Origin of the sequence: Halorubrum ezzemoulense, from assembly GCF_004126515.1 — an archaeon.
Lineage (GTDB): Archaea > Halobacteriota > Halobacteria > Halobacteriales > Haloferacaceae > Halorubrum > Halorubrum ezzemoulense.
This window is the reverse complement of the sequence record NZ_CP034940.1, coordinates 3,023,325-3,041,786: the sequence shown is the minus strand read 5'-3', so window position 1 is coordinate 3,041,786 and position 18,462 is coordinate 3,023,325. Positions and strand designations below refer to the sequence as shown.

General features: G+C 69.7%; 20 protein-coding genes. 12 read left to right on the top strand and 8 right to left on the bottom strand.

Annotated elements, in window-relative coordinates:
* The first annotated feature begins 59 nt into the window (after positions 1 to 59).
* Together EO776_RS15505 and EO776_RS15500 are read left to right on the top strand one after the other, a co-directional pair.
* Positions 60 to 440 carry a cupin domain-containing protein gene (locus tag EO776_RS15505; RefSeq protein WP_049931992.1) on the top strand — a complete coding sequence of 127 codons (381 nt, stop codon included), beginning with the start codon at positions 60 to 62 and terminating at the stop codon, positions 438 to 440.
* Entirely contained in the window at positions 433 to 1,107 is a 675-nt protein-coding gene (locus EO776_RS15500; RefSeq protein WP_129452532.1) for a hypothetical protein, read from the top strand. Before EO776_RS15505 ends, EO776_RS15500 begins: the two co-directional genes overlap by 8 nt.
* Positions 1,108 to 1,156: 49 nt before the next feature.
* Here EO776_RS15500 and EO776_RS15495 read toward each other — a convergent pair whose 3' ends face one another.
* From EO776_RS15495 to EO776_RS15480, 4 genes are all read right to left on the bottom strand, one after another.
* Positions 1,157 to 3,043 carry a carbon starvation CstA family protein gene (locus tag EO776_RS15495; RefSeq protein WP_049931995.1) on the bottom strand — a complete coding sequence of 629 codons (1,887 nt, stop codon included), beginning with the start codon at positions 3,041 to 3,043 and terminating at the stop codon, positions 1,157 to 1,159.
* A 265-nt stretch (positions 3,044 to 3,308) separates the two neighbouring features.
* Entirely contained in the window at positions 3,309 to 4,262 is a 954-nt protein-coding gene (locus EO776_RS15490; RefSeq protein ID WP_049931997.1) for an ArsA family ATPase, read from the bottom strand.
* A gap of 28 nt (positions 4,263 to 4,290) precedes the next feature.
* Complete coding sequence (locus tag EO776_RS15485) at positions 4,291 to 4,587, bottom strand: hypothetical protein (RefSeq protein ID WP_049932143.1); 297 nt, start codon at positions 4,585 to 4,587, stop codon at positions 4,291 to 4,293.
* A gap of 94 nt (positions 4,588 to 4,681) precedes the next feature.
* Positions 4,682 to 4,888, bottom strand: coding sequence for a hypothetical protein (locus tag EO776_RS15480; RefSeq protein WP_049931998.1), 207 nt, complete (start codon positions 4,886 to 4,888; stop codon positions 4,682 to 4,684).
* A 163-nt stretch (positions 4,889 to 5,051) separates the two neighbouring features.
* Here EO776_RS15480 and EO776_RS15475 point away from each other — a divergent pair, with 163 nt between their 5' ends.
* Entirely contained in the window at positions 5,052 to 6,368 is a 1,317-nt protein-coding gene (locus EO776_RS15475) for a CobW family GTP-binding protein (protein ID WP_099288949.1), read from the top strand.
* A 27-nt stretch (positions 6,369 to 6,395) separates the two neighbouring features.
* Here the strand turns inward: EO776_RS15475 and EO776_RS15470 are convergent, their stop codons facing one another.
* Positions 6,396 to 6,635: a hypothetical protein gene (locus EO776_RS15470; protein WP_049932002.1), complete on the bottom strand. Its 240-nt coding sequence runs from the start codon at positions 6,633 to 6,635 to the stop codon at positions 6,396 to 6,398.
* A 96-nt stretch (positions 6,636 to 6,731) separates the two neighbouring features.
* Complete coding sequence (locus EO776_RS15465) at positions 6,732 to 7,058, bottom strand: hypothetical protein (protein ID WP_049932004.1); 327 nt, start codon at positions 7,056 to 7,058, stop codon at positions 6,732 to 6,734.
* A 58-nt stretch (positions 7,059 to 7,116) separates the two neighbouring features.
* Here EO776_RS15465 and EO776_RS15460 point away from each other — a divergent pair, with 58 nt between their 5' ends.
* The 7 genes from EO776_RS15460 to EO776_RS15430 all read left to right on the top strand — a co-directional run bounded on the left by EO776_RS15460 (position 7,117) and on the right by EO776_RS15430 (position 12,857).
* Positions 7,117 to 7,356 (top strand): hypothetical protein, encoded by a 240-nt coding sequence (locus EO776_RS15460; protein WP_086216696.1) that lies wholly within the window; start codon positions 7,117 to 7,119, stop codon positions 7,354 to 7,356.
* 93 nt (positions 7,357 to 7,449) lie between these two features.
* Positions 7,450 to 8,127, top strand: a complete 678-nt coding sequence (gene upp, locus EO776_RS15455) for a uracil phosphoribosyltransferase (protein ID WP_049932007.1) — start codon at positions 7,450 to 7,452, stop codon at positions 8,125 to 8,127.
* Positions 8,128 to 8,236: 109 nt separating this feature from the next.
* Positions 8,237 to 8,452, top strand: a complete 216-nt coding sequence (locus tag EO776_RS15450; RefSeq protein ID WP_049932009.1) for a DUF7569 family protein — start codon at positions 8,237 to 8,239, stop codon at positions 8,450 to 8,452.
* A 46-nt stretch (positions 8,453 to 8,498) separates the two neighbouring features.
* Entirely contained in the window at positions 8,499 to 9,008 is a 510-nt protein-coding gene (locus EO776_RS15445; RefSeq protein WP_080508662.1) for an IS630 family transposase, read from the top strand.
* Positions 9,005 to 9,568, top strand: coding sequence for a transposase (locus EO776_RS15440; RefSeq protein ID WP_080508661.1), 564 nt, complete (start codon positions 9,005 to 9,007; stop codon positions 9,566 to 9,568). The genes EO776_RS15445 and EO776_RS15440 overlap by 4 nt, the downstream gene beginning before the upstream one ends.
* 88 nt (positions 9,569 to 9,656) lie before the next feature.
* On the top strand, positions 9,657 to 10,940 hold the full coding sequence (gene thrC, locus EO776_RS15435; protein ID WP_129452531.1) for a threonine synthase: 1,284 nt from the start codon (positions 9,657 to 9,659) through the stop codon (positions 10,938 to 10,940).
* 150 nt (positions 10,941 to 11,090) lie between these two features.
* The gene (locus EO776_RS15430; protein WP_089308522.1) at positions 11,091 to 12,857 is read left to right on the top strand and encodes a histidine kinase N-terminal 7TM domain-containing protein; all 1,767 of its coding nucleotides are present in this window, start codon (positions 11,091 to 11,093) and stop codon (positions 12,855 to 12,857) included.
* A 71-nt stretch (positions 12,858 to 12,928) separates the two neighbouring features.
* On the opposite strand, the gene serA is transcribed toward EO776_RS15430, so the two are convergent.
* Complete coding sequence (gene serA / locus EO776_RS15425) at positions 12,929 to 14,533, bottom strand: phosphoglycerate dehydrogenase (RefSeq protein WP_049932012.1); 1,605 nt, start codon at positions 14,531 to 14,533, stop codon at positions 12,929 to 12,931.
* 171 nt (positions 14,534 to 14,704) lie between these two features.
* Between serA and EO776_RS15420 the strand changes: the two genes are divergently transcribed.
* Together EO776_RS15420 and EO776_RS15415 are read left to right on the top strand one after the other, a co-directional pair.
* Positions 14,705 to 16,021 carry a hemolysin family protein gene (locus EO776_RS15420; protein WP_049932014.1) on the top strand — a complete coding sequence of 439 codons (1,317 nt, stop codon included), beginning with the start codon at positions 14,705 to 14,707 and terminating at the stop codon, positions 16,019 to 16,021.
* 87 nt (positions 16,022 to 16,108) lie between these two features.
* Positions 16,109 to 16,939, top strand: a complete 831-nt coding sequence (locus EO776_RS15415) for a DUF7504 family protein (protein WP_086216894.1) — start codon at positions 16,109 to 16,111, stop codon at positions 16,937 to 16,939.
* Positions 16,940 to 17,037: 98 nt separating this feature from the next.
* Here EO776_RS15415 and EO776_RS15410 read toward each other — a convergent pair whose 3' ends face one another.
* Positions 17,038 to 18,438 (bottom strand): HEAT repeat domain-containing protein, encoded by a 1,401-nt coding sequence (locus EO776_RS15410; RefSeq protein WP_129452530.1) that lies wholly within the window; start codon positions 18,436 to 18,438, stop codon positions 17,038 to 17,040.
* Between the last annotated feature and the right edge of the window lie 24 nt (positions 18,439 to 18,462).

Sequence of the window (18,462 nt, the reverse complement as noted above, 5' to 3'; positions counted from 1 at the left end):
GCGCTCGCGCCCGCTCCGCTCCCGACGCCCTTTTCACTCGCTCCGTGGAATGCGTTCCCATGGGATATCGTGTCGTCGACGTCGACTCGGTCGACCCGGAGCCGGACCGGCCGTGCGAGTGTCGAAAGCTGTCCGATTCTGGAGGGCTCGACGCCGCGGCGATCAACCGATTCAGGGCCGCCCCCGGCGAGCAGCTCCCGCTGGCGTACCACTACCACGAGACCCAACAGGAGGCGTTCTACGTGCTCGACGGCACCCTCGCGATCGAGACCCCCGACGAGACATACGAGGTGCCCGCGGACGACCTGTTCGTCGTCGACCCGGAGAGCCCCCAACGGGCGTACAACCCGGCCGACGCCGACGCTCCCGTCACCGTGCTGGCGATCGGTGCGCCCCCGGCCGACGGCGACGCGGTCGCGTACGAGCCCGCCGATGAGTGAGCGTGCCGAGCCGGAGGCGGACGGCGAGGGGGGTGCCGACGCCGCGGACCCGGCGGGGGCCGACGACCGCCGCGCCCCCGAGGAGCTGCCGGTGGAGATTCGCGAGGCCGTCCCCGAGTACGACGACGAGTACCTCGACCGCGTCTCCGACCGGCTGATGTACAGCTACGACCTCGACCGCGACGCCGTCGTCGACGGCGAGCGCTTCGAGATGACCGCCGAGATGCGGGTACGCAATCAGAAGCAGTTCCTCCACCCGGCGCTGAGCTACGCGGACCACGACATGCGGGAGTACGTGTACGTCCGCCGGGTGTCGACCCCGAGCGTCGGGGAGCTAGAGCGACTGGTCGAGTTCGCTCACGACGTCGCCGACGAGCGCGTCGAGGGCCACGAGGAGCACTACGGCACGGACGTCACCGTCGTCGTCGTCGCCGACCGTATCCCGGACGACGTTGCCGACTTCGTCGCCGGGTTCAGCGACCGCACGCTGCTGAAGTTCGGCTACTACGGCCACTACGAGGTGAACCTCGTCGCGGTCGCGCCCGACCGCGAGGCACTCGTCGCCAGCGAGAACGCTGACACCGCGGCCGCGTTCCGGCTGTGGGAACGGGTCGACTCGCCGGACGAAGGGTTCTTCTCGCGGTTCGCGAAGCGCTTCTGGCGCTGACCGTCGCCGGTCGTTCGGAAAAAACCGCGCCGAACCGGGCCGATCTCAGTCAGTCGTCGCTCGGTTCTGCGGCCGCTCCGCTGTCGCTCCGCACGGTCGTGATGTTGTCGTAGCCGATCCGCACCAGCGACAGGGCCAGGTAGATGAGGACGAACGCGAGCCCCATCTGGACCACCGCCGATATCTGGCCGCTGAGTCCGGCCACGTTACCGAGGATGAGCTTCTGATAGAGGTTGTCCCACAGCGCCACCCACGACAGCCCGAGAACGGTGATCGTCACCATGATCGTCATCGGGACGCCGGTGGAGGCGAGCTGCTTGGACTCGTCCCAGTTCGCGAGCCAGACCGTGCCGGCGAGCAGCGCCAGCGCCGCGAGAAGCTGGTTCGCGCCACCGAACAGCGCCCACAGCGTCACCCACTCGCCGGAGATGACGAGCAGGTACGCGACGAGCGACTGGACGGCCGGATTCGTGTACCGGCCCTTGGCGATGCTCCCGAGGTCGGCGGAGAAGCCCGTCGTCGTCCCGCTCCCGGTCGTTCCGACGATCTCTTCCATCATGTACCGACCGAGCCGCGCCGCGGTGTCGGTCGAGGTGAGCAGGAAGCTCACCAACACGAGCGCCATGAACGGCGCGCCGACGCCCTGCGGGATCCCGAGGCTGGTGAGGATGATCCCCCCGCCGGTCGCGAAGTTCGGCAGCGCGCCGCCGATGCCGCCGCCCGCGGCCGCCGTGGTCGCCCCGGCCACCGCGAGCGTCGAGATGGCGACCGACGCGAGCAGCCCCTCACCGAGCATCCCGCCGTAGCCGATGAGGCGAGCGTCGCTCTCCTTGTTCAGCTGTTTTGCCGTCGTCCCGGAGGACACCAGCGAGTGGAACCCGCTGATGGTTCCGCAGGCGATTGTCACGAACAACAGCGGGAAAAGCGGCGTGATACCCCGGGTATCGACGGCCAATTCGCTACCGAAGAAGCCCATGTACGCGCCGATGGAGGGATCGACGGTCAGCGGCTGGGCCGAGGTGCCGAGCAGCGTTCCGACGATAATCGCGAGCAGCGCGCCGCCGACTCCCGAGTAGAGGAGGAACGACGACAGGTAGTCGCGGGGCTGAAGCAGCACCCACACCGGGAGCGCGCTCGCCAGTGTCGCGTAGACGAGGATGACCGGCACCCACGCGGCGACGTTCGGCTGGAGGATGGCGTCCGCACTCATCACCGCTCCGGGCAGCCACCCGCCGTTACCGAGGAACTCGAAGAGGACGATGGTCCCCTGGGGGAACGCCCCGGACTCCACCGCCGGGAACAGCGCGATCGGGTACTGGATACCGAGCCAGACGCCCGCGAACACGCCCGCGACGAACACCACCGTCCCCGGGAGGAACGGGCCGTCGAGCTGGTACAGGTAGACGCCGAACAGGAACGCCAGCGCGATGTACACGAGGCTCGCCGTCGCGGCCGAGGGGAACGCGTTCAACACGATCCCGACGACCAAGGCGAACACCGCCACCACGAGGATGATGGTGAGGAACGCGAACCACAGCAGCATGTCCTTGCCGCGTTCGCCGACGTACTCGCCGATGATGTAGCCGATCGACTTCCCCTCGTGTCGCATCGACCCGGACAGCGAGATGAAGTCGTGGACCGCTCCCATCAGCGGATTGCCGATGGCGACCCACAACAGCGCCGGCACCCAGCCCCAGATGGCTCCAGCGGTGATCGGACCGACGATCGGCGCGCCGCCCGCGATACTTGAGAAGTGATGCCCCAACAGAACCGGCTTCTTCGCCGGTACGTACTCTTGGCCGTCCTCGTACTTGTGTGCCGGCGTCTCCCGCTCGTCGTCGAGATCGACGAAACGAGAGAGGTACCGCGAGTACCCCACGTATCCCACGGTGAACGTACTGAGCACGGCGACGACGATCCAAATTATACTTGTCATAAGGTCCCTGCCTCGTGGTATCGATTCACTATGTCGAACTTAAACGTTATCTTCGTTCATGACGATCGACGACTCCCCCGGATCGAGTAACGCTACTCACCGTCGAAACGAAGTTAATTTCTCTGACTAATAGGTAAAATCTGCCCAGATCGCCCGTCGACCCACCTCGCGCGCACCCGGACGGACCGCAGCCGCCGCGCGCGATCGAGTCGGATCGCCGCGCGCGCTCTCCCAGCTCGCGGCCGCGCGCTCGACTCCGACGGATCTACGGCTCCACGTCGAGCGACGCGGCCACGTCGGCGAGCACGTCCCCCCGGACCTCCGTCGTGCGCGACTCGATCTCGGCGACGAGCGGCGGGTCGAACCCCTCGCGGACCTGCGCGAGCCGCTCGCGCTCGGTCTCGACCTTCTCGCGGAGGTAGCGCGCTCCGCGCCCCTGCTCTCCCTCGTCGGGGGACGGCGTGAGCTTGTTCGCCACCAGCCCGCGGACCCGCAGGTCTCGCTCGGTGAACGCCTCGATGGCCCGTTCCGTCTCGTTGACCGAGAGCTGGTCGGGGTTCAACACGAGGAAGAAGGCGGCGTCTGTGCGCATCGTCTCGCCGGCGTACTCGAAGAACTCCTTGCGCTCGTTGAGCCGCTCGATCACGGGGTCGCCCTCCAGCAGGCGCCGGGGCTCCATGTCCCCGATCGCCGCCTTCTCGAACAGGTCGATCGACTGCTCGCGCTTGTACAGCAGCCGGTCGATCCAGTCGCCGAGGAACTCAGGGAGCCCGAGCAGCCGGAGCGTCGACCCCGTCGGGGCGGTGTCGAACACGACCCGGTCGTACGGCTCGCTCTCCGTGCGCATCACGTCGACGAACGCGTCGAACAGCGCCGACTCGTACGCGCCCGGCGTCCCGTGGGACATCTCCAGCTGGCGGTTGATCTCCGAGACCATCGCGGCCGACACCTGCTCCGAGAGCGCCTCGCGGATCTCCGTTAGGTGCCGCTGCATCTCGTCTTCCGGGTCGATCTCCATCGCGTCGAGCCCGTCGACGTCCGCGACCGACTCGGGCTCGTCGCCGAACCGCTGGTCGAACACGTCCGACACCGAGTGGGCCGGGTCGGTCGAGACGACGAGCGTCCGGAGACCGTCTCGCGCGCAGCGGTGGGCGTACGCGCACGAGACCGTGGTCTTGCCGACGCCGCCCTTGCCGCCGAAGAAGACGAACTGCTCCATCAGTCGCGGCGTGAGTGTCGTCCGGTCATCAGAAGTGGTACTGCTGCCCCTTCCGCTCTAGCAGCGTCTCGCGGTCCCACAGTCGCCGCTCCCACGCCTCGAACTCGTCTTCGAGGTACGGGAGCAGCTCGGCGGTGTAGTACGACACCGGCGACGGGATCCCGAACGCGTCCGGGAAACACGCCAGCATGAATTCGTCTTCGGCGTCCTCGGCCTCCTTCTCGATCTTCTCGTAGGCCGGGTGCGTGATCATCCCGTGGTACAGGCCCCGGACCCACTCCTCGAGGACCGCCCGGAACCGCTCGATCCGGTCTGCTACTGTCATCATTCCTCATGACACTCTTCCCCTGTTAAAACCTGTCGCGGTCCGGGCCGCCGAGGGGCGGACCGCGGCCGGATCGGCCTCGGCGGTCGCGGCGTCAGGCGGCGTTCCCGTCCGGAAGTTCGCCCGACGCCTCGTCGTTGTCGTCGCCGTCGTCGTCCAGTTCCGGGTGGTCCTCGCTACCGGGGCTCGGCGTGTGGATGTCGCTGTCGAGCGATCCCCAGACGAGATACAGCATCGCGGCGACCATCAGCACCGTCACCGAGACGCTGACGAGCGACACGGCGGAGGCGGACAGAACCATATCGCGAGTACGACGACCGCGGCGTATCAACGTATCGGCTCGGACCGGTCCGCGTCGGTCTCACCCCCCGGGCCGGCCCCGCGCGCCGCCCGGTTTTCGCCCCGCCGCCCGAGTTTCCGTGTGTCGGCCGGGGGTTCAAGAGCGTCGTGTCCGATCCGCCCGTATGGACGACCGCATCCCGGTGACCGTGCTCTCGGGGGGACTCGGCGCGGGTAAGACGACGCTTCTGAACCACCTGCTCCGGAACGCCGGCGACCGCGACATCGCGGTCCTCGTCAACGACATGGGGGACGTGAACGTCGACGCGGACCTGATCGCCGAGGAGTCCGAGGTCGATGTCGAGGGCGTCACGGAGCTGTCGAACGGCTGTATCTGCTGTGAGCTTCAGGACGACCTCGAAAGCGCCGTGGTGCGGCTCGCGAACGAGCGCTCTTTCGACGCCCTGGTCGTCGAGTCTTCGGGCATCTCGGAGCCCGCGCCGGTCGCGCGGCTGTTCACGACCGAGTCGCGCGCGGCGGCCCGGTACCGGGTCGACGCGCTGGTGACCGTGATCGACACGCGGCAGTTCCTCGACGCGTTCGCGGGCGACGAGACGCCGGAGCGGCGCGTCGATCCCGACGCCGGCGCCGGGGCCGCGACCGGCGACGAGGACGACGCCGACCGGCCGCTCTCGGACCTCCTCGTCGAGCAGGTCGAGGTATCGAACCTCGTGGTGTGTAACAAGGCGGACCTCTGTACCGACGCGGAAATCGACGAGGCGGTCGACCTCGTGGGCGCGCTCCAGCCCGACGCGGAGACGGTCGTCACGGAGTTCTCCGCGGTCGACCCGGACCGGATCCTCGGCGTCGAGCTGTTCAACGAGCGGGAACTCGGCGAACTCCCCGGCTGGAAGCGCGCGCTCGCCGAGGTCGACGACGCCGACGCCGACAGCGGGACGGACGACGACCACGCTCACGACGGCGACCACGGCCGCGACGGCGACCACGCCCACGACCACCGCCACCCCGACGAGGTGTACGGCGTCACCTCCTTCACCTACCGCCGCCGGCGGCCGTTCCACCCGGACCGACTCGCCGCTCTCCTCCGAGACCTCCCCGCCGACGTGGTCCGCTCGAAGGGGACGCTGTGGGTCGCAGGCACCGACCAGCGCCAGCAGGTCGGGCAGGCGGGTCGGTCGGTCCGCGTCGAGGCGCTCGGCCCGTGGATCGCGAGCCTGCCGTCGGTCGAGCGCGATATGCTCCGCTCGAACCGCCCGAAGCTAGAGTGGGACGACGACCACGGCGACCGCCGGACCGAGTTCGTCGTCATCGGCACGGGAGTCGACGAGGCACCGCTCGTCGACCGGCTCGATGACGCGCTTCTGACCGACGACGAACTCGCGGAGCTCGGCGACCCGGGGATCGGTGACGACCCGGTCGACGTCGGCCCAGCCCCGTTCCCGAGCGAGCAGGGCGCCGAGGTCGCGCTCCGGGAGCCGTAACCCCTCGACGCGACCGGCGGTCGGCGATCAGCAGGCGCAGTCGCCCCCGGTCGCGCGGGCGAACCGCATCGGGTCGCCGCAGTCGGGACACGTCGGCGTCCCCTCCGCGTCGCGGTCGAGCCCCTCGTCGTCGACGTCGACGTCGCGGACGCGGACGCCGCAGTCGTCGCACCAGTACGCCCCCTCGGAGCCGTCGTCGCCGGCGGCCCCGGGTGCCGTCCCCGTCGACCCCGCCAGCGCGTCGGTTACCGTCTCGAAGATGCCCATATCGTAATGATCCGCATCGATCATCTTAGTCCCCCGGTGTCGTGTAACCGATTCGCACAGCCGACCCGCGGAGGCCGCCCCGCGCTCGGCGCCCCGTCACAGCAGCGGCAGCGTGAGCGCAAGGAACGCGATCCCTAGCACGACCCCGGCGTACAACAGGCGTTCGAACCGGAGGTCGGCCGGGAGCGCCCCGGCACCGACCGGAGGCGCGGACCGGACGAGCTGTCGGTACGCGACGATGGTCACTCCGACGAACCCGAGCGCCGAGAGGGCAAGCGCGGCCGAAAGCGACAGCCCGTAGGCGAGGCCGTACAGCGGCCCGAACGAGAAGACCAGCGCGAACGCGAGCCCCGTCGTCACGAGGAAGGGGATCGGATCGATGGGGTCCCCGCGTCGGTTGCGGAGGTGGACCGGGCCGATCATGAGGGCCGTACGGCCCGAACGGACAAGAGCTAAGTGGCGCACAGCCGCGAATCCGCGTATGAGTGCCGAGGAGCGCACGGACGAGGGAGGCGACGAGGCCGGGATCCGCGAGGGCGTCGAGCGCTCCTCAGGCGATCCCAAGGTGCTGCTCGCGATGAACGCCGTGCTCTCGGCGTGGTTCGCCTGGATGATCGTCTGGGGGCTCGACTTCGTCGGGACGGCGACGCTGTCGCTCCGGAACGTCGCGACCCTCGCCGTGATCCTCTTCGCGGTGACGTACGTCGTCGCGCTCCGCTAGGTGCGGTCGCCGGAGGGGGCTGCCCTCTGGTCGCGGTCCGGCGAGCGCTCGATTCGCCACGTTTTAAGACCGTTCCGGGCGCGGTTCCGTATAATGACGATCGAAGACCGCGACGACGCGTACCTCATCACGCACGCGCTGGCGACGGACACCCTCTCGCGGCTGCGCGACGCCGAGACGGAACAGGTGGCGTTCCGGAAGGGCCTGGTGAAGCTTGGGCGGATCTGCGGCTACGAGATCATCGACGGCGCGATGGAGACGGAGTACGTCCCCGTCGAGACCCCGCTCGCGGAGACGACCGGCGAGCGCGTGAAAGGACTCGACGACGTGGTGATCATCAACGTCCTCCGGGCCGCGACCCCCTTCGTCGAGGGGCTGTTGAAGGCGTTCCCCCGCGCGAAGCAGGGCGTCATCTCCGCCGGTCGCGACGAGGCGGCCGGGATGACCGACGACGGCGAGTTCCCGATCACCATCGACTACGTGAAGCTCCCCGAGATCCGCCCGGAGGACACCGTCATCGTCGCGGACCCGATGCTCGCGACGGGATCGACGATGGCCGCCGTCCTCGACCACGTCCTCGACGAGGCCGACGACTTCGAGGACCTGTTCGTGCTCTCCGCGGTCTCCGCGCCCGCCGGCCTCGTCCGCGTGAGCGAGGCCGTCCCGGAGGCGGACCTGCTGACGGTCGCCATCGACGATCACCTCGACGACGACGGGTTCATCGTCCCCGGCCTCGGCGACGCCGGCGACCGGGCGTTCCGGACCGTGTGAACTCCTCGACAGCTCCCCCTTCCGGCCCCCGTCGGCCCCTCTACCCTCCCGACGTTCCCGCCACCGCTCCCGACGTAGATTTAAGAGCCGCCGCCGCGACCGACACCATATGAGCGACGCGCCGACGACTGCGCCCTGCGACGCCTGCGGCGAGGCCACGACGGACGCGCTCGCGCGCACCGTCCGGCTGAGCGTCGACCGGGCGAACATCGACACCCAGCGGCTCTGCCCCGACTGCTTCGCCGACTGGATCCAGCGCTACCAGGACCGCCTCGGCTCCGGCGACGACGGGGGCGACGAGAGCTCCGAGATCATCGTCGACTGATAGTGATTAAAGAAAATATTTACCTTTATGCGTAGTAGAGCTGGTAATGAGTCGGCTCGACGGGGTCACGCTTGAGGAACTCTACGAACTCAAAGGGCAGATCGACGAAGGGAAGCCGCGAGAACGTGTTCTCGCGGCGATCGGACGCAAACAGGGCGATCACTTGGATACGTTGGCTGAACGCCATGGCGTCGTCGAGAAAACGATCCGCAACTGGCTCGATCGGTTCGAAAAAGAACCGATCGAGCAAGCTCCCTACGACACACCTCGACCAGGAAGACCAGCAAAAATCCAGGGAGAAGAGCGTGAACAGCTGTTCGAACAGCTACAACAGCCACCGACTGAACTCGGCTACGACCAGCAAGCGTGGTCTGCGAAGCTCTTGCTCCACCACGTCAAAAAAGAGTATGGCGTCGAATACCACGAGAACTACGCGTACGAGTTGTTGAGAGAGGCCGGACTGTCCTTGCGGACAGCACGGCCTCGACACCACGAAGCTGACCCCGAGGAGAAGGCCGAGTTCCAAGAGACAGTCGAAAAAAACAGCCCGAATTGAGCGAAAAAACGGTCGTTGTCGTCGATCAGTTCACCAAACACGTCGGAACTGTCCAGCGGCGTGGCTGGTACCCAATCGGGTCAAATCCGACGATAGAGACGGCAACGTCTTGGAAGTCGGTGACAGTGCTGGGCGCTGTCACCGACGACGGTGACAGCCTCTTTTGCTGGACGGAAGAGAACTTGACCAGATTCCACGGAATTCGGCTGTTAGAGGCATTGAAAGACGAGTTTGGTGATGAATTAGTGGTGTTTCTGGACCGAGCGGGCTACTTCTACGCGAGGGATCTCTGGGAACACGTCAGCGGTGAGCGAGAGACCGAAACTGTCGGAGACAGTTCGGTCTCGTGCGTGCGTGGAGACGACCTTGAAGTGTGGTACTTCCCGTCAAAGCTTCCCGAATTGAACGCCGTCGAAGGATGTTGGGATCAGCTCCAAGAGTGGTTCAAGTACCGCCTTGTTCCAGATCTCTCAACGCTGAAAGACTACATGACACGAGGATTGAGCGCAATCACCGAACCAAATATCTGGCCGTATCTTACTGGTAAAGATTTATCGTAACCACTATGAGGCCGAACGCGTTCGCGTCGGCCGGCAACGTCCGTCTCGACCGCCCGTCTTAAGCCCCGGCGGGACGGACGCCGTGGTAATGGATCTCGCCATCGACGCCCCGACCCCGGCGGCGCCAGACTGCGCCGACGACGGGACGTGGCTCGCGTGTATCGCGTGCGACGAGACGTTCGCCCCGTTCGAGGCGGTGCGCTACACCTGCGACGAGTGCGACGGCCTGCTCGAAGTCCGGTACGACGACCCCCCGACGTTCGACGAGTTCGGGTCCGGCGCGTCCTCCGACGGCCCCGACCGCGGCGTCTGGCGCTACCGCGAGGGGCTCCCGTTCGACCTCGGCGTTACCCTCCCCGAGGGCGACACGCCGCTCCACCGCGTCCCGCGCATCGAGGAGGCGGTTGGCGTCGACGTGCTTCGGATCAAACACGAGGGGATGAACCCCACCGGCTCGTTCAAGGACCGCGGGATGACCGTCGGCGTCCGCGTCGCGAAGGAGCTGGGCGTCGGCGCGCTCGCGTGCGCCTCCACCGGCAACACCTCGGCCGCGCTCGCGGCCTACGGCGGCCGCGGCGGGATGCAGACCCTCGTCCTCCTCCCGGAGGGGAAGGTCGCCGCCGGGAAGATCGCGCAGGCGAGCCTCCACGGCGCGCGCATCCTGGAGGTCGACGGCAACTTCGACGCGTGCCTCGACATCGTCCAGGAGCTGGCCGCCCGCGGCGAGGCGTACCTGCTCAATTCGTTGAACCCGTTTCGGCTGGAGGGGCAGAAGACGATCGGCTTCGAGATCTTAGAGGAGTTCTACGCCGACTACGGGACGTTCCCGGACCGCATCGTCCTGCCCGTCGGCAACGCGGGCAACACCTCGGCGCTGTACAAGGGGTTCCGCGAGCTCGTCCAGTCGGGCGCGCTCGACCCCGACGAGGTCCCCAAGCTCACCGGCGTCCAGGCGGAGGGCGCCGCGCCGATGGTCGAGGCGGTCGAGGAGGGGAACGACGAGATCCGCCGCTGGGAGGAGGTCGAGACGCGGGCGACCGCGATCCGCATCGGCAACCCCGTCAACGCGCCGAAGGCGCTCCCCGGCATCCGGAACACCGGCGGCACCGCCGTTGCCGTGAGCGACCCGGAGATCACCGCCGCGCAGCGCCACCTCGCCAGCGAGGGCGTCGGCGTCGAGCCCGCCTCCGCCGCGAGCCTCGCGGGCCTCAAGAAGCTCCGGCGCGAGGGCGTCGTCGACGACGACGAGCGCGTGGTCTGCCTGACGACCGGCCACCTCCTCAAGGACCCCGACGCCGCCTACGAGGCCGGCGGCGACCCCGAGCCGGTCCCGAACGACGCCGACGCCGTCGTCGACCACCTCCACGACTGATCGCCCGACGGGGCCGGTCGGTGCGGCCGCCCACCTCCCGCTCTCGACCCGCGCCCTCGACACCCCAGAGCCGTTGGCGCTATCACCGATTGCCGAACACGTCGCCCCGACAGTTTGTATTAAGTAGTAAACACTTGAACGACAGACAAGTTGATAGACGTCCCGACGACCGCACCGCTCGCCGCGCTCGCCGCCGTCGTTGCGGTCTGTGCGACGGCGGTCGCGTTCGACTCCCGCGACGAGTCGGGCGGTCGCGCCGCGGTCGCGTTCATGGCCGCGATCGCCTGGTGGTCCGCGGGGCTGTTCGGCGAGGCCGTCGCGACGACTGAGGCCGGGAAGCTGTTCTGGCTCAACGTCCAGTACCCCGCGACCGCGGTCGTCCCGGTCGCGGCGGTCGCGTTCGTCGCGTCCTACCTCGGCTACGACGCGTGGCTCTCCCGGCGCCGCCTGCTCGCGCTGCTCGCCCCGCTCGCCGCGTTGACCCTGCTGAGCTGGACGAACGATGTCCACGGGCTGGTCCGGACCGGGACCGACCTCGTCGCGGTCGGCTCGGGGACGGTGCTCGTCCGGGAGTTCGGCCCGGTGTGGTGGGTCGGCTGGCTCTACTCGCAGGTCCTGCTCGTCGGGACGTTCGCGACGCTCGCGTACGGCGTGTACGACTCGGCGCCCGCGTTCCGCGCGTCCGCGGGGCTGCTGCTCGTCGGCTCTGCCGCGCCGTGGGGCGCGCAGTTCGTCGTGCTCGGGGGCGGCCCGGCGTTCCGGCCCGAACTCCTGTTCGTGCTCACGGGCGTCGCATTCACGATCGCGGTCCGGCGGGGGCGGACGCTGGGCGTGACGCCGGTCGCCCGGCAGGTGACCCTGGAGGCGGTCCCCGACCCGATCGTCGTCGTCGACCGAAGCGGGCGGATCGCGGACGCGAACCCGGCGGCCCGCGCGTGGCTCGGCGAGGGCGTCGCGGTCGGCGTCCCGATCGCGGACGCGCTCGCCGACGCCCCGGAGGTCCGCGCCGCGTACCGCCGCGGCGAGGCCCCTGACGAACCGCTCCGCGTCGAGGTCGCCGGCGAGCCGCGGTTCGTCTCGCTCTCTGCCGTTTCGCTTCCGACGCTCGGCAGCCGCTCGCAGGGGACGGTGTTGCTGTTTCGCGACGTGACCGACTCGGAGCGCAACCGGCGGGACCTCGAAGTGGCGAACGACCGGCTCCAGACGCTGACGCACGCGCTGGCGCACGACATTAAGAACCCGTTGACGGTCGCGGACGGGTTCACGGACCTCGCGACCGCGGGCGACGAGGCGGCGGCCGAGCGGGTCGAGAGCGCTCACGACCGGATCTTCGAGATCGTCGACGAGACGCTCGCGGCCGTCGACCACCCGGACCCAGACGCCGGTGCCGAGTCGTTCTCGTTCGCGGCCGCGGCCGAGGCGGCTTGGCGGACCGCCGAGACGGCGGGAGCGACGCTGACGGTGGCGGGCGACGAGTCGTACGCCGCGGACAGGACTGCGGTGCGGAGCGTCTTGGAGAACCTCTTCCGGAACGCGGCTGTCCACGCCGGGTCCGACGCGACCGTCGCCGCCGTCGCGCTCGACGGCGGGTTCGCGGTCATCGACGACGGCCCCGGCGTCCCGCCGGCGGAGCGCGACCGCGTGTTCGACCGGGGCTACACGACTGCGGACGAGGGGACCGGGATCGGCCTCGCGTCGGTCGCGGCGCTCGCCGAGTCGCACGGCTGGACGGTCGGCGTCGGTGCGGGTCGCGGGGCCGCAGAAGGGGAAGCCTGCCTGTCGGACACGACGGTCGGCGACGGCGCGGCGTTCGTCGTCGCCTTCGGGGATCGACCGATCGAAGCCGTCGCGTCGCCCGTCGTCGCCGACGCGGACGCGCTCGTCGCGGTCTCGGAGTCGCCCGCGGCGGAGTCGTAGCCCGTCCGGGGACGGTCTGATCTCTTCTCCGGGGCTGCGCAGTACTCGCCGCCTACTCGGCGAGTCCCGCGTTACTCGTCCGCACGCCCGTCGGCGCCGTCCAGGGTGATCTCGGTGATCTCGACGACGCGGTCGTCCGCGAGCAGCTCCTCGGTCGCGGCGTCGGGGACGGCCGAGTCGAGGTTGTAGACGGTGAGCGCCTCCCCGCCCTGCGTCTCGCGGCCGTTGAACATCCCGGCGATGTTGACGTCGTGGTCGCCGAGGACGGTCCCGATGAGCCCGATGACGCCGGGCTCGTCGGTGTTTCGCGCGACGAGCATGTGGCCGTACGGGACCGCGTCGACCCGGAACCCGTCGATCCGGACGATGCGGGCGTCCTCGCCGGCGAACAGCGTTCCCTCGACCGCGATCTCGTCGTCGCCGTTGTGGACGGTGACGCGCACGAGGCTCTGGAAGTCGTCGGTCTGCCGGGTCTTCGACTCGGTCACCTCGATGCCGCGCTCCTCGGCGAGCCGCGGCGCGTTCACCGCGTTCACCTGCCACTCCAGCGGCTCGAAGACGCCCTTCAGGGCGCTCGCGGTGACGAGGTCGACGTCCTCCGCGGCGATGTCGCCCTCGTAGGTCGCCTCGACCCCGGTGATCCGACCGTCGAGCAGCTGGGCGGCGACCTTCCCGGCGGTCTCGGCCACGTCGATGTACGGCTCGATTCGCGGGAACGCGCTCTCGTCGACCGAGGGCGCGTTGAGCGCGGTGAGGACCGGCTCGTCGTCGAACGCCGCGAGGACGGCCTCGGCGGTGTCGACCGCGACGTTCTCCTGGGCCGCCTCCGTCGACGCGCCGAGGTGCGGGGTCAAGACGATCTCCTCGACGTCGAGCAGCGGCGAGTCCTCGGGGAGCGGCTCCTCGGCGAAGGAGTCGAGCGCGGCGCCGGCGAGGACGCCGTCCTCGACCGCCTCAGCGAGCGCATCCTCGTCGACGATGCCGCCGCGGGCGCAGTTGATGAGGTAGCCGCCCTCCAGCTTGGCCAGCTCGGCCTCGCCGATCATCCCCTCGGTCTCGGGGAGAAGCGGGGTGTGGATCGTCGCGAAGTCGCCCACGGCGAGCGCGTCGTGGAGGTCCTCGACGAGCTCCGCCCCCATCCGGTCGGCGCGCTCCTCAGAGATGTACGGGTCGTAGACGACGAGGTCCATCCCGAGCGAGTCGAGGCGCTTGGCGACTTCCTGCCCGACGCGGCCGAGGCCGACGATGGTGAGTGTCTTGTTGTTCACCTCGGTACCGAGGAACTCGCCTTTCGCCCACTCGCCGCCGATCAGGCGGCCGTGCGCCTGCGGGATCGAACGCGCGACGGCGAACGTCATCGCGACGGTGTGCTCGGCGGCGGCGCGGACGTTCCCCTCGGGGGCGTTTGCGACGATGACCCCGTGGTCGGTCGCGGCCTCGATGTCGATGTTATCGACGCCGATGCCCGCCCGGCCGACGATGACGAGCTCGCTCGCGGCCTCGAAGACCGCCTCGTTCACGTCGGTTCCGGACCGCACGATCAGCGCGTTGGCGTCGGCTGCGACGTCGAGCAGCGCCTCCCCCTCCGCCTCGTAGTCGGTGACGACCTCGTGGCCGGCGTCTCGGAGTCGGTCCAACCCCGCGTCCGCGATGGGGTCGGTCACGAGTACCTTCATGTCGAAACGCACCCGCGGCGCGGGGTTAACGCTTTCCTCATCGCGCCGTTTTGCCGCCCGAACGGATCCGCGCTCGTGGGTATCGACCCCTCTGTTTCGACTGGAGAATGCGCGTTCGTGGGTATCTTCGCCGCCGGTACTCCCTTTTATATTGGGCCGCACGTTCCGCGCATGAACCTCACGATCGCGTTCGTCGGCGTCGGCGCCATCCTCGCGCTGACCGCGGTGAGCGCCTTCTTCTCCAGCTCGGAACTCGCGGTGTTCTCCGTCCCCGGCCACCGGATCGACTCGCTCGTCGCGACCGACGCTCCCGGCGCCCGGGCGCTGTCGGCGCTGCGCGACGACTCCCACCGGTTCCTCGTCACGGCCTTGGTGAGCAACAACGTCGCCAACATCGCCGCCGCGTCGGTCGCGACCGCGGTGTTCGTCCGGTTCGGCTTCTCCGGCGGCCAGGCGGCCACGGGGTCGACGCTCGTCACCTCGGTGTTCGTCATCGTCTTCGGCGAGATCGCGCCGAAGTCGTACGCCGTCGCCAACGCGGAGCGACACGCGCTCCGGGTCTCCCGGATCGTCGTCGCGGTCCAGCGCGTGCTCCGTCCCGTCCTGTACGTGTTCGAGGCGGCCTCCGGCGTCGTCAACCGCTTCACCGGCGGCGAGTCCGCCATCGAGTCGTACCTCACCCGGGAGGAGATCGCGACGCTCGTGCGCTCCGGCGAGGTCGCGGGCGCGCTCGACCCTGACGAGGGCGCGATGATCCGGGGCGTCCTCGATCTGGAGACCACCACCGTCGCCGCGGTGATGGTCCCCCGGACCGACGTGGTCGCGCTCCCCGACACGGCGACCCCGGCGGACGCGCTCTCGCGGGCCGCGAGCGAGGGAGTCACCCGGATGCCGGTGTACGGCGAGAACCGCGACGACGTGGTCGGGGTCGTCGACGTCCGCGACGCGATCCGCGCCGACGAGAGCGGTGCCGACCTCGCGAGCGCGCTCAGCGAGCCGGCGTTCGTCCCCGAGACGAAGCCGCTCGACGAGCTGTTCACGGAGATGCGCGCGAGCGAGACGCGAATGGTGATCGTCGTTGACGAGCACGGCGCGGTCGTGGGAATCGCGACGTTGGAGGACCTCTTCGAGGAGGTCGTCGGCGAGCTGGTCGGCCGCTGGGAGACGGACGCGGTCGACGTGGTCGCGCCCGACGCCGCCGTGGTCCGCGGCTGGACGACGGTCGGCCACCTCAACGAGGCGCTCGGCCTCTCGCTGCCCGCGGACGCAGGCGTCGAGACCGTCGCGGGGCTCGTCACCCGTCAGCTCGGGCGGCTCCCGAAGGAAGGTGACCGCGTCGCGGTCGGCGAGGTCACGCTCGCCGTCACCGGCGCGACCGCGACCCGGGTCACGCGCGTCCGGGTCGAACACGCCGACGAGAACGGGTTCGCGGTCGACGCGTCTGTCGGTCCCGACGGCGGTGACGCCGGCTCGCTCGGGCCCGAGTGACCGCCGCTCCTCCGACGCCGCGGTCTCCACACACATTACCCAACATACATGTGCTTCCGACGGTTCCCGAGAGACACGTCTCTGATCATGGTGAGCCGTTGGGCGTGTGGCCGGTGCGGGTTCGTCGCGTGGACGCGGGACCGCTCGGAGATGGTCGACGTGACCGGGTCCCACCTGCTCGCACACGACTCCGACGCGCTCTCTACGTCTGACTTCCGTGTAAGTTGGGACTGCCCGTACTGCGCCACGGCCAAGACCACCTACGACAGCGGCGGCGCCGTTGCCGAGTTCAAAAGGCACCTGTACGAACACGTCGCCGACCGGGTCGCCGACGGAACACACGTGGCCGAGCGGGTCAACTGGGACGGGGTCGTCCGCGTCGACGCGTCGGCCGCCGGCGACGAGGCCGACGCGCTCCGGACCCACTTCCACGCCGCCGCGGGGCTCGTGGTGGCCGTGACCCCCTCCCCGGAGCGGCTGGTCCGCGCGCTCGACGAGGCCCTCGACGCGTGGCCACGGCGGGCGGTGATCGTCAGCACCGGGGAGTACGACTTCGAGGCGACGCCCGATGTGGACTTCGAGGGCCGGAACGTCGAGATCGTCGAACTCGACCCGCGGCTCTCCCCGGCCGAGGTCGGCGAGACGGTCTCGCGGATCCTCGACGACAACCACGAACCCGGCGAGCGCGTCTCGCTGGAGGTGAGCGTTTTCCACCAGATCGTCGCCGCCTTCGACGTCGAACGGTCGGTGGCCTTCGTCCGTATGCTCGCCGCGCGCCTTGCCGACGCGGGCGGCGTCTTACAGCTGTACGTCGACGCGGACGCGGACCGTAACGTCGCCACCGTTCTGAACCTCCTCGACGAGACGATCGACCTGACGGTCGCGGTCGACGACGGGCAGTTCGTTCGGCGGCCGTGACTGCGGGAACTTGTCTCCCGTTCCCCGTCCTCGCTCACCCGTCGTAATCGCCCTTCACTCGGCGTCGCTGGGTCCAGTCACTCGGCGTCGCTGCGCTCTCACTCGTTGTAGCTCTCCGTGTAGTCCGCGGGCCAGCGGACGTAGACGTACTCCACGTCGCGGTCCGCGGCCGCCTCGACGACGGCCCGCTTGAACCGCCGCAACACCGCCCTGGCGCGCTCCCGCGCGGCGTCGGAGGCGGCCTCGTCGCCGGCGAGCGCGCGGAGGTTCCGCTTGATGTCGACCCCGAGGGCGGAGTCGGTCTCGTCGTCCGGCAGACCGTCCCCAGTCCCGCTCGTCGAGGCGATCCGGGGCAGGTACGCGGCGGCGAAATCGGCGACCAGCCGGTCGCGGTGGTCGAGCGCGTCGATCAGCCACTCGACCGCGGTCGAACGGTCCGCCGCGGTCGGGTCCGCGGATTCGAGGAGTTCGCAGTACAGCCACGCCGCGTACCGCTTGGTCTCGGTGTCGACGCGCTCCTCCGATCCCGCGGTCGCGTCGGCGGGCGCTGCCCTCCGGTCGGCTCCGGTTCGCTCCGCGGCGACTGCCCGGAACACCGCGAGCAGTCCGTCGGCCTCGAAGGGTCGCTCCGCGAGGAGCCGGTCGCGGACATCGCCCGCCGGGACGGCGTCCGCCTCGGCGATCACCGCGGCGACGGACCGCGCGGCTGCCCGGCGAACCGATGCCGAGGGGTCCCGCAGTGAGCCGAGCAACACGCCGGTCGCGTCCCGGCGACCGAGCGCTCCGAGCCGACGCACGACGGCGAGCCTGAGTCCCTCGTTGCCGCGCCGTGCCGCGCGCGCGAGCAGTTCGACCGCGTCGTCGCTCTCTATCGTGACAAGCGCGTCGACCGCGGCCCCGCGCACCAGGTCGTTCCGCGCGTTCACGAGCGGGCGAACCGCTTCGACCGCCTCCCCGCCCACCCGCGCGTACCCCCTGACGGCCCGAGCGCGGACCCGCGCGTCGCCGTCATCGAACGCCTCGCGGAGCCGGGGGGCGGCGCCCTCGTCGCCGACGGTCGACAGTCCGGTCGCCCCCAGCATCCGATACGCGGCCCGGTCGTGTCTCAGCCACCGCGAGAACGTCTCGGCAGCCCCGCTCGTCTTCCCGCTTCCGTCCTCGGCGCCGCCGCCTCGCCGGTCGGCGACCCGCCGCCCCAGTCGGTCGACGTGGTCGTCGCCGTGGAAGTACAGCGACTCGATCGCCGCCGCGCGGACGGTCTCGTCGGGGTCGTCGAGCGCCGCCTCGAACAACCCATCCACGATCCGGCTCGCGGCGGCGCTCATCGAACTGGACGGGCTGCCGAGCGCCTCCGCCGCCTCGCGTCGCGTCGACGCGTCGAACCGCCGATCGAGCCGCGCCAACGCCGGGGGATCGTCGTCGGTCGGCCGCCCGCCGCGCCCGGTGCCGCCGCTCTCCGCCGATCCATCGGCCCCGTCCGGTCGCGGCCTGTCGTCCATCTGTGAACACCTCACCGATCCGGT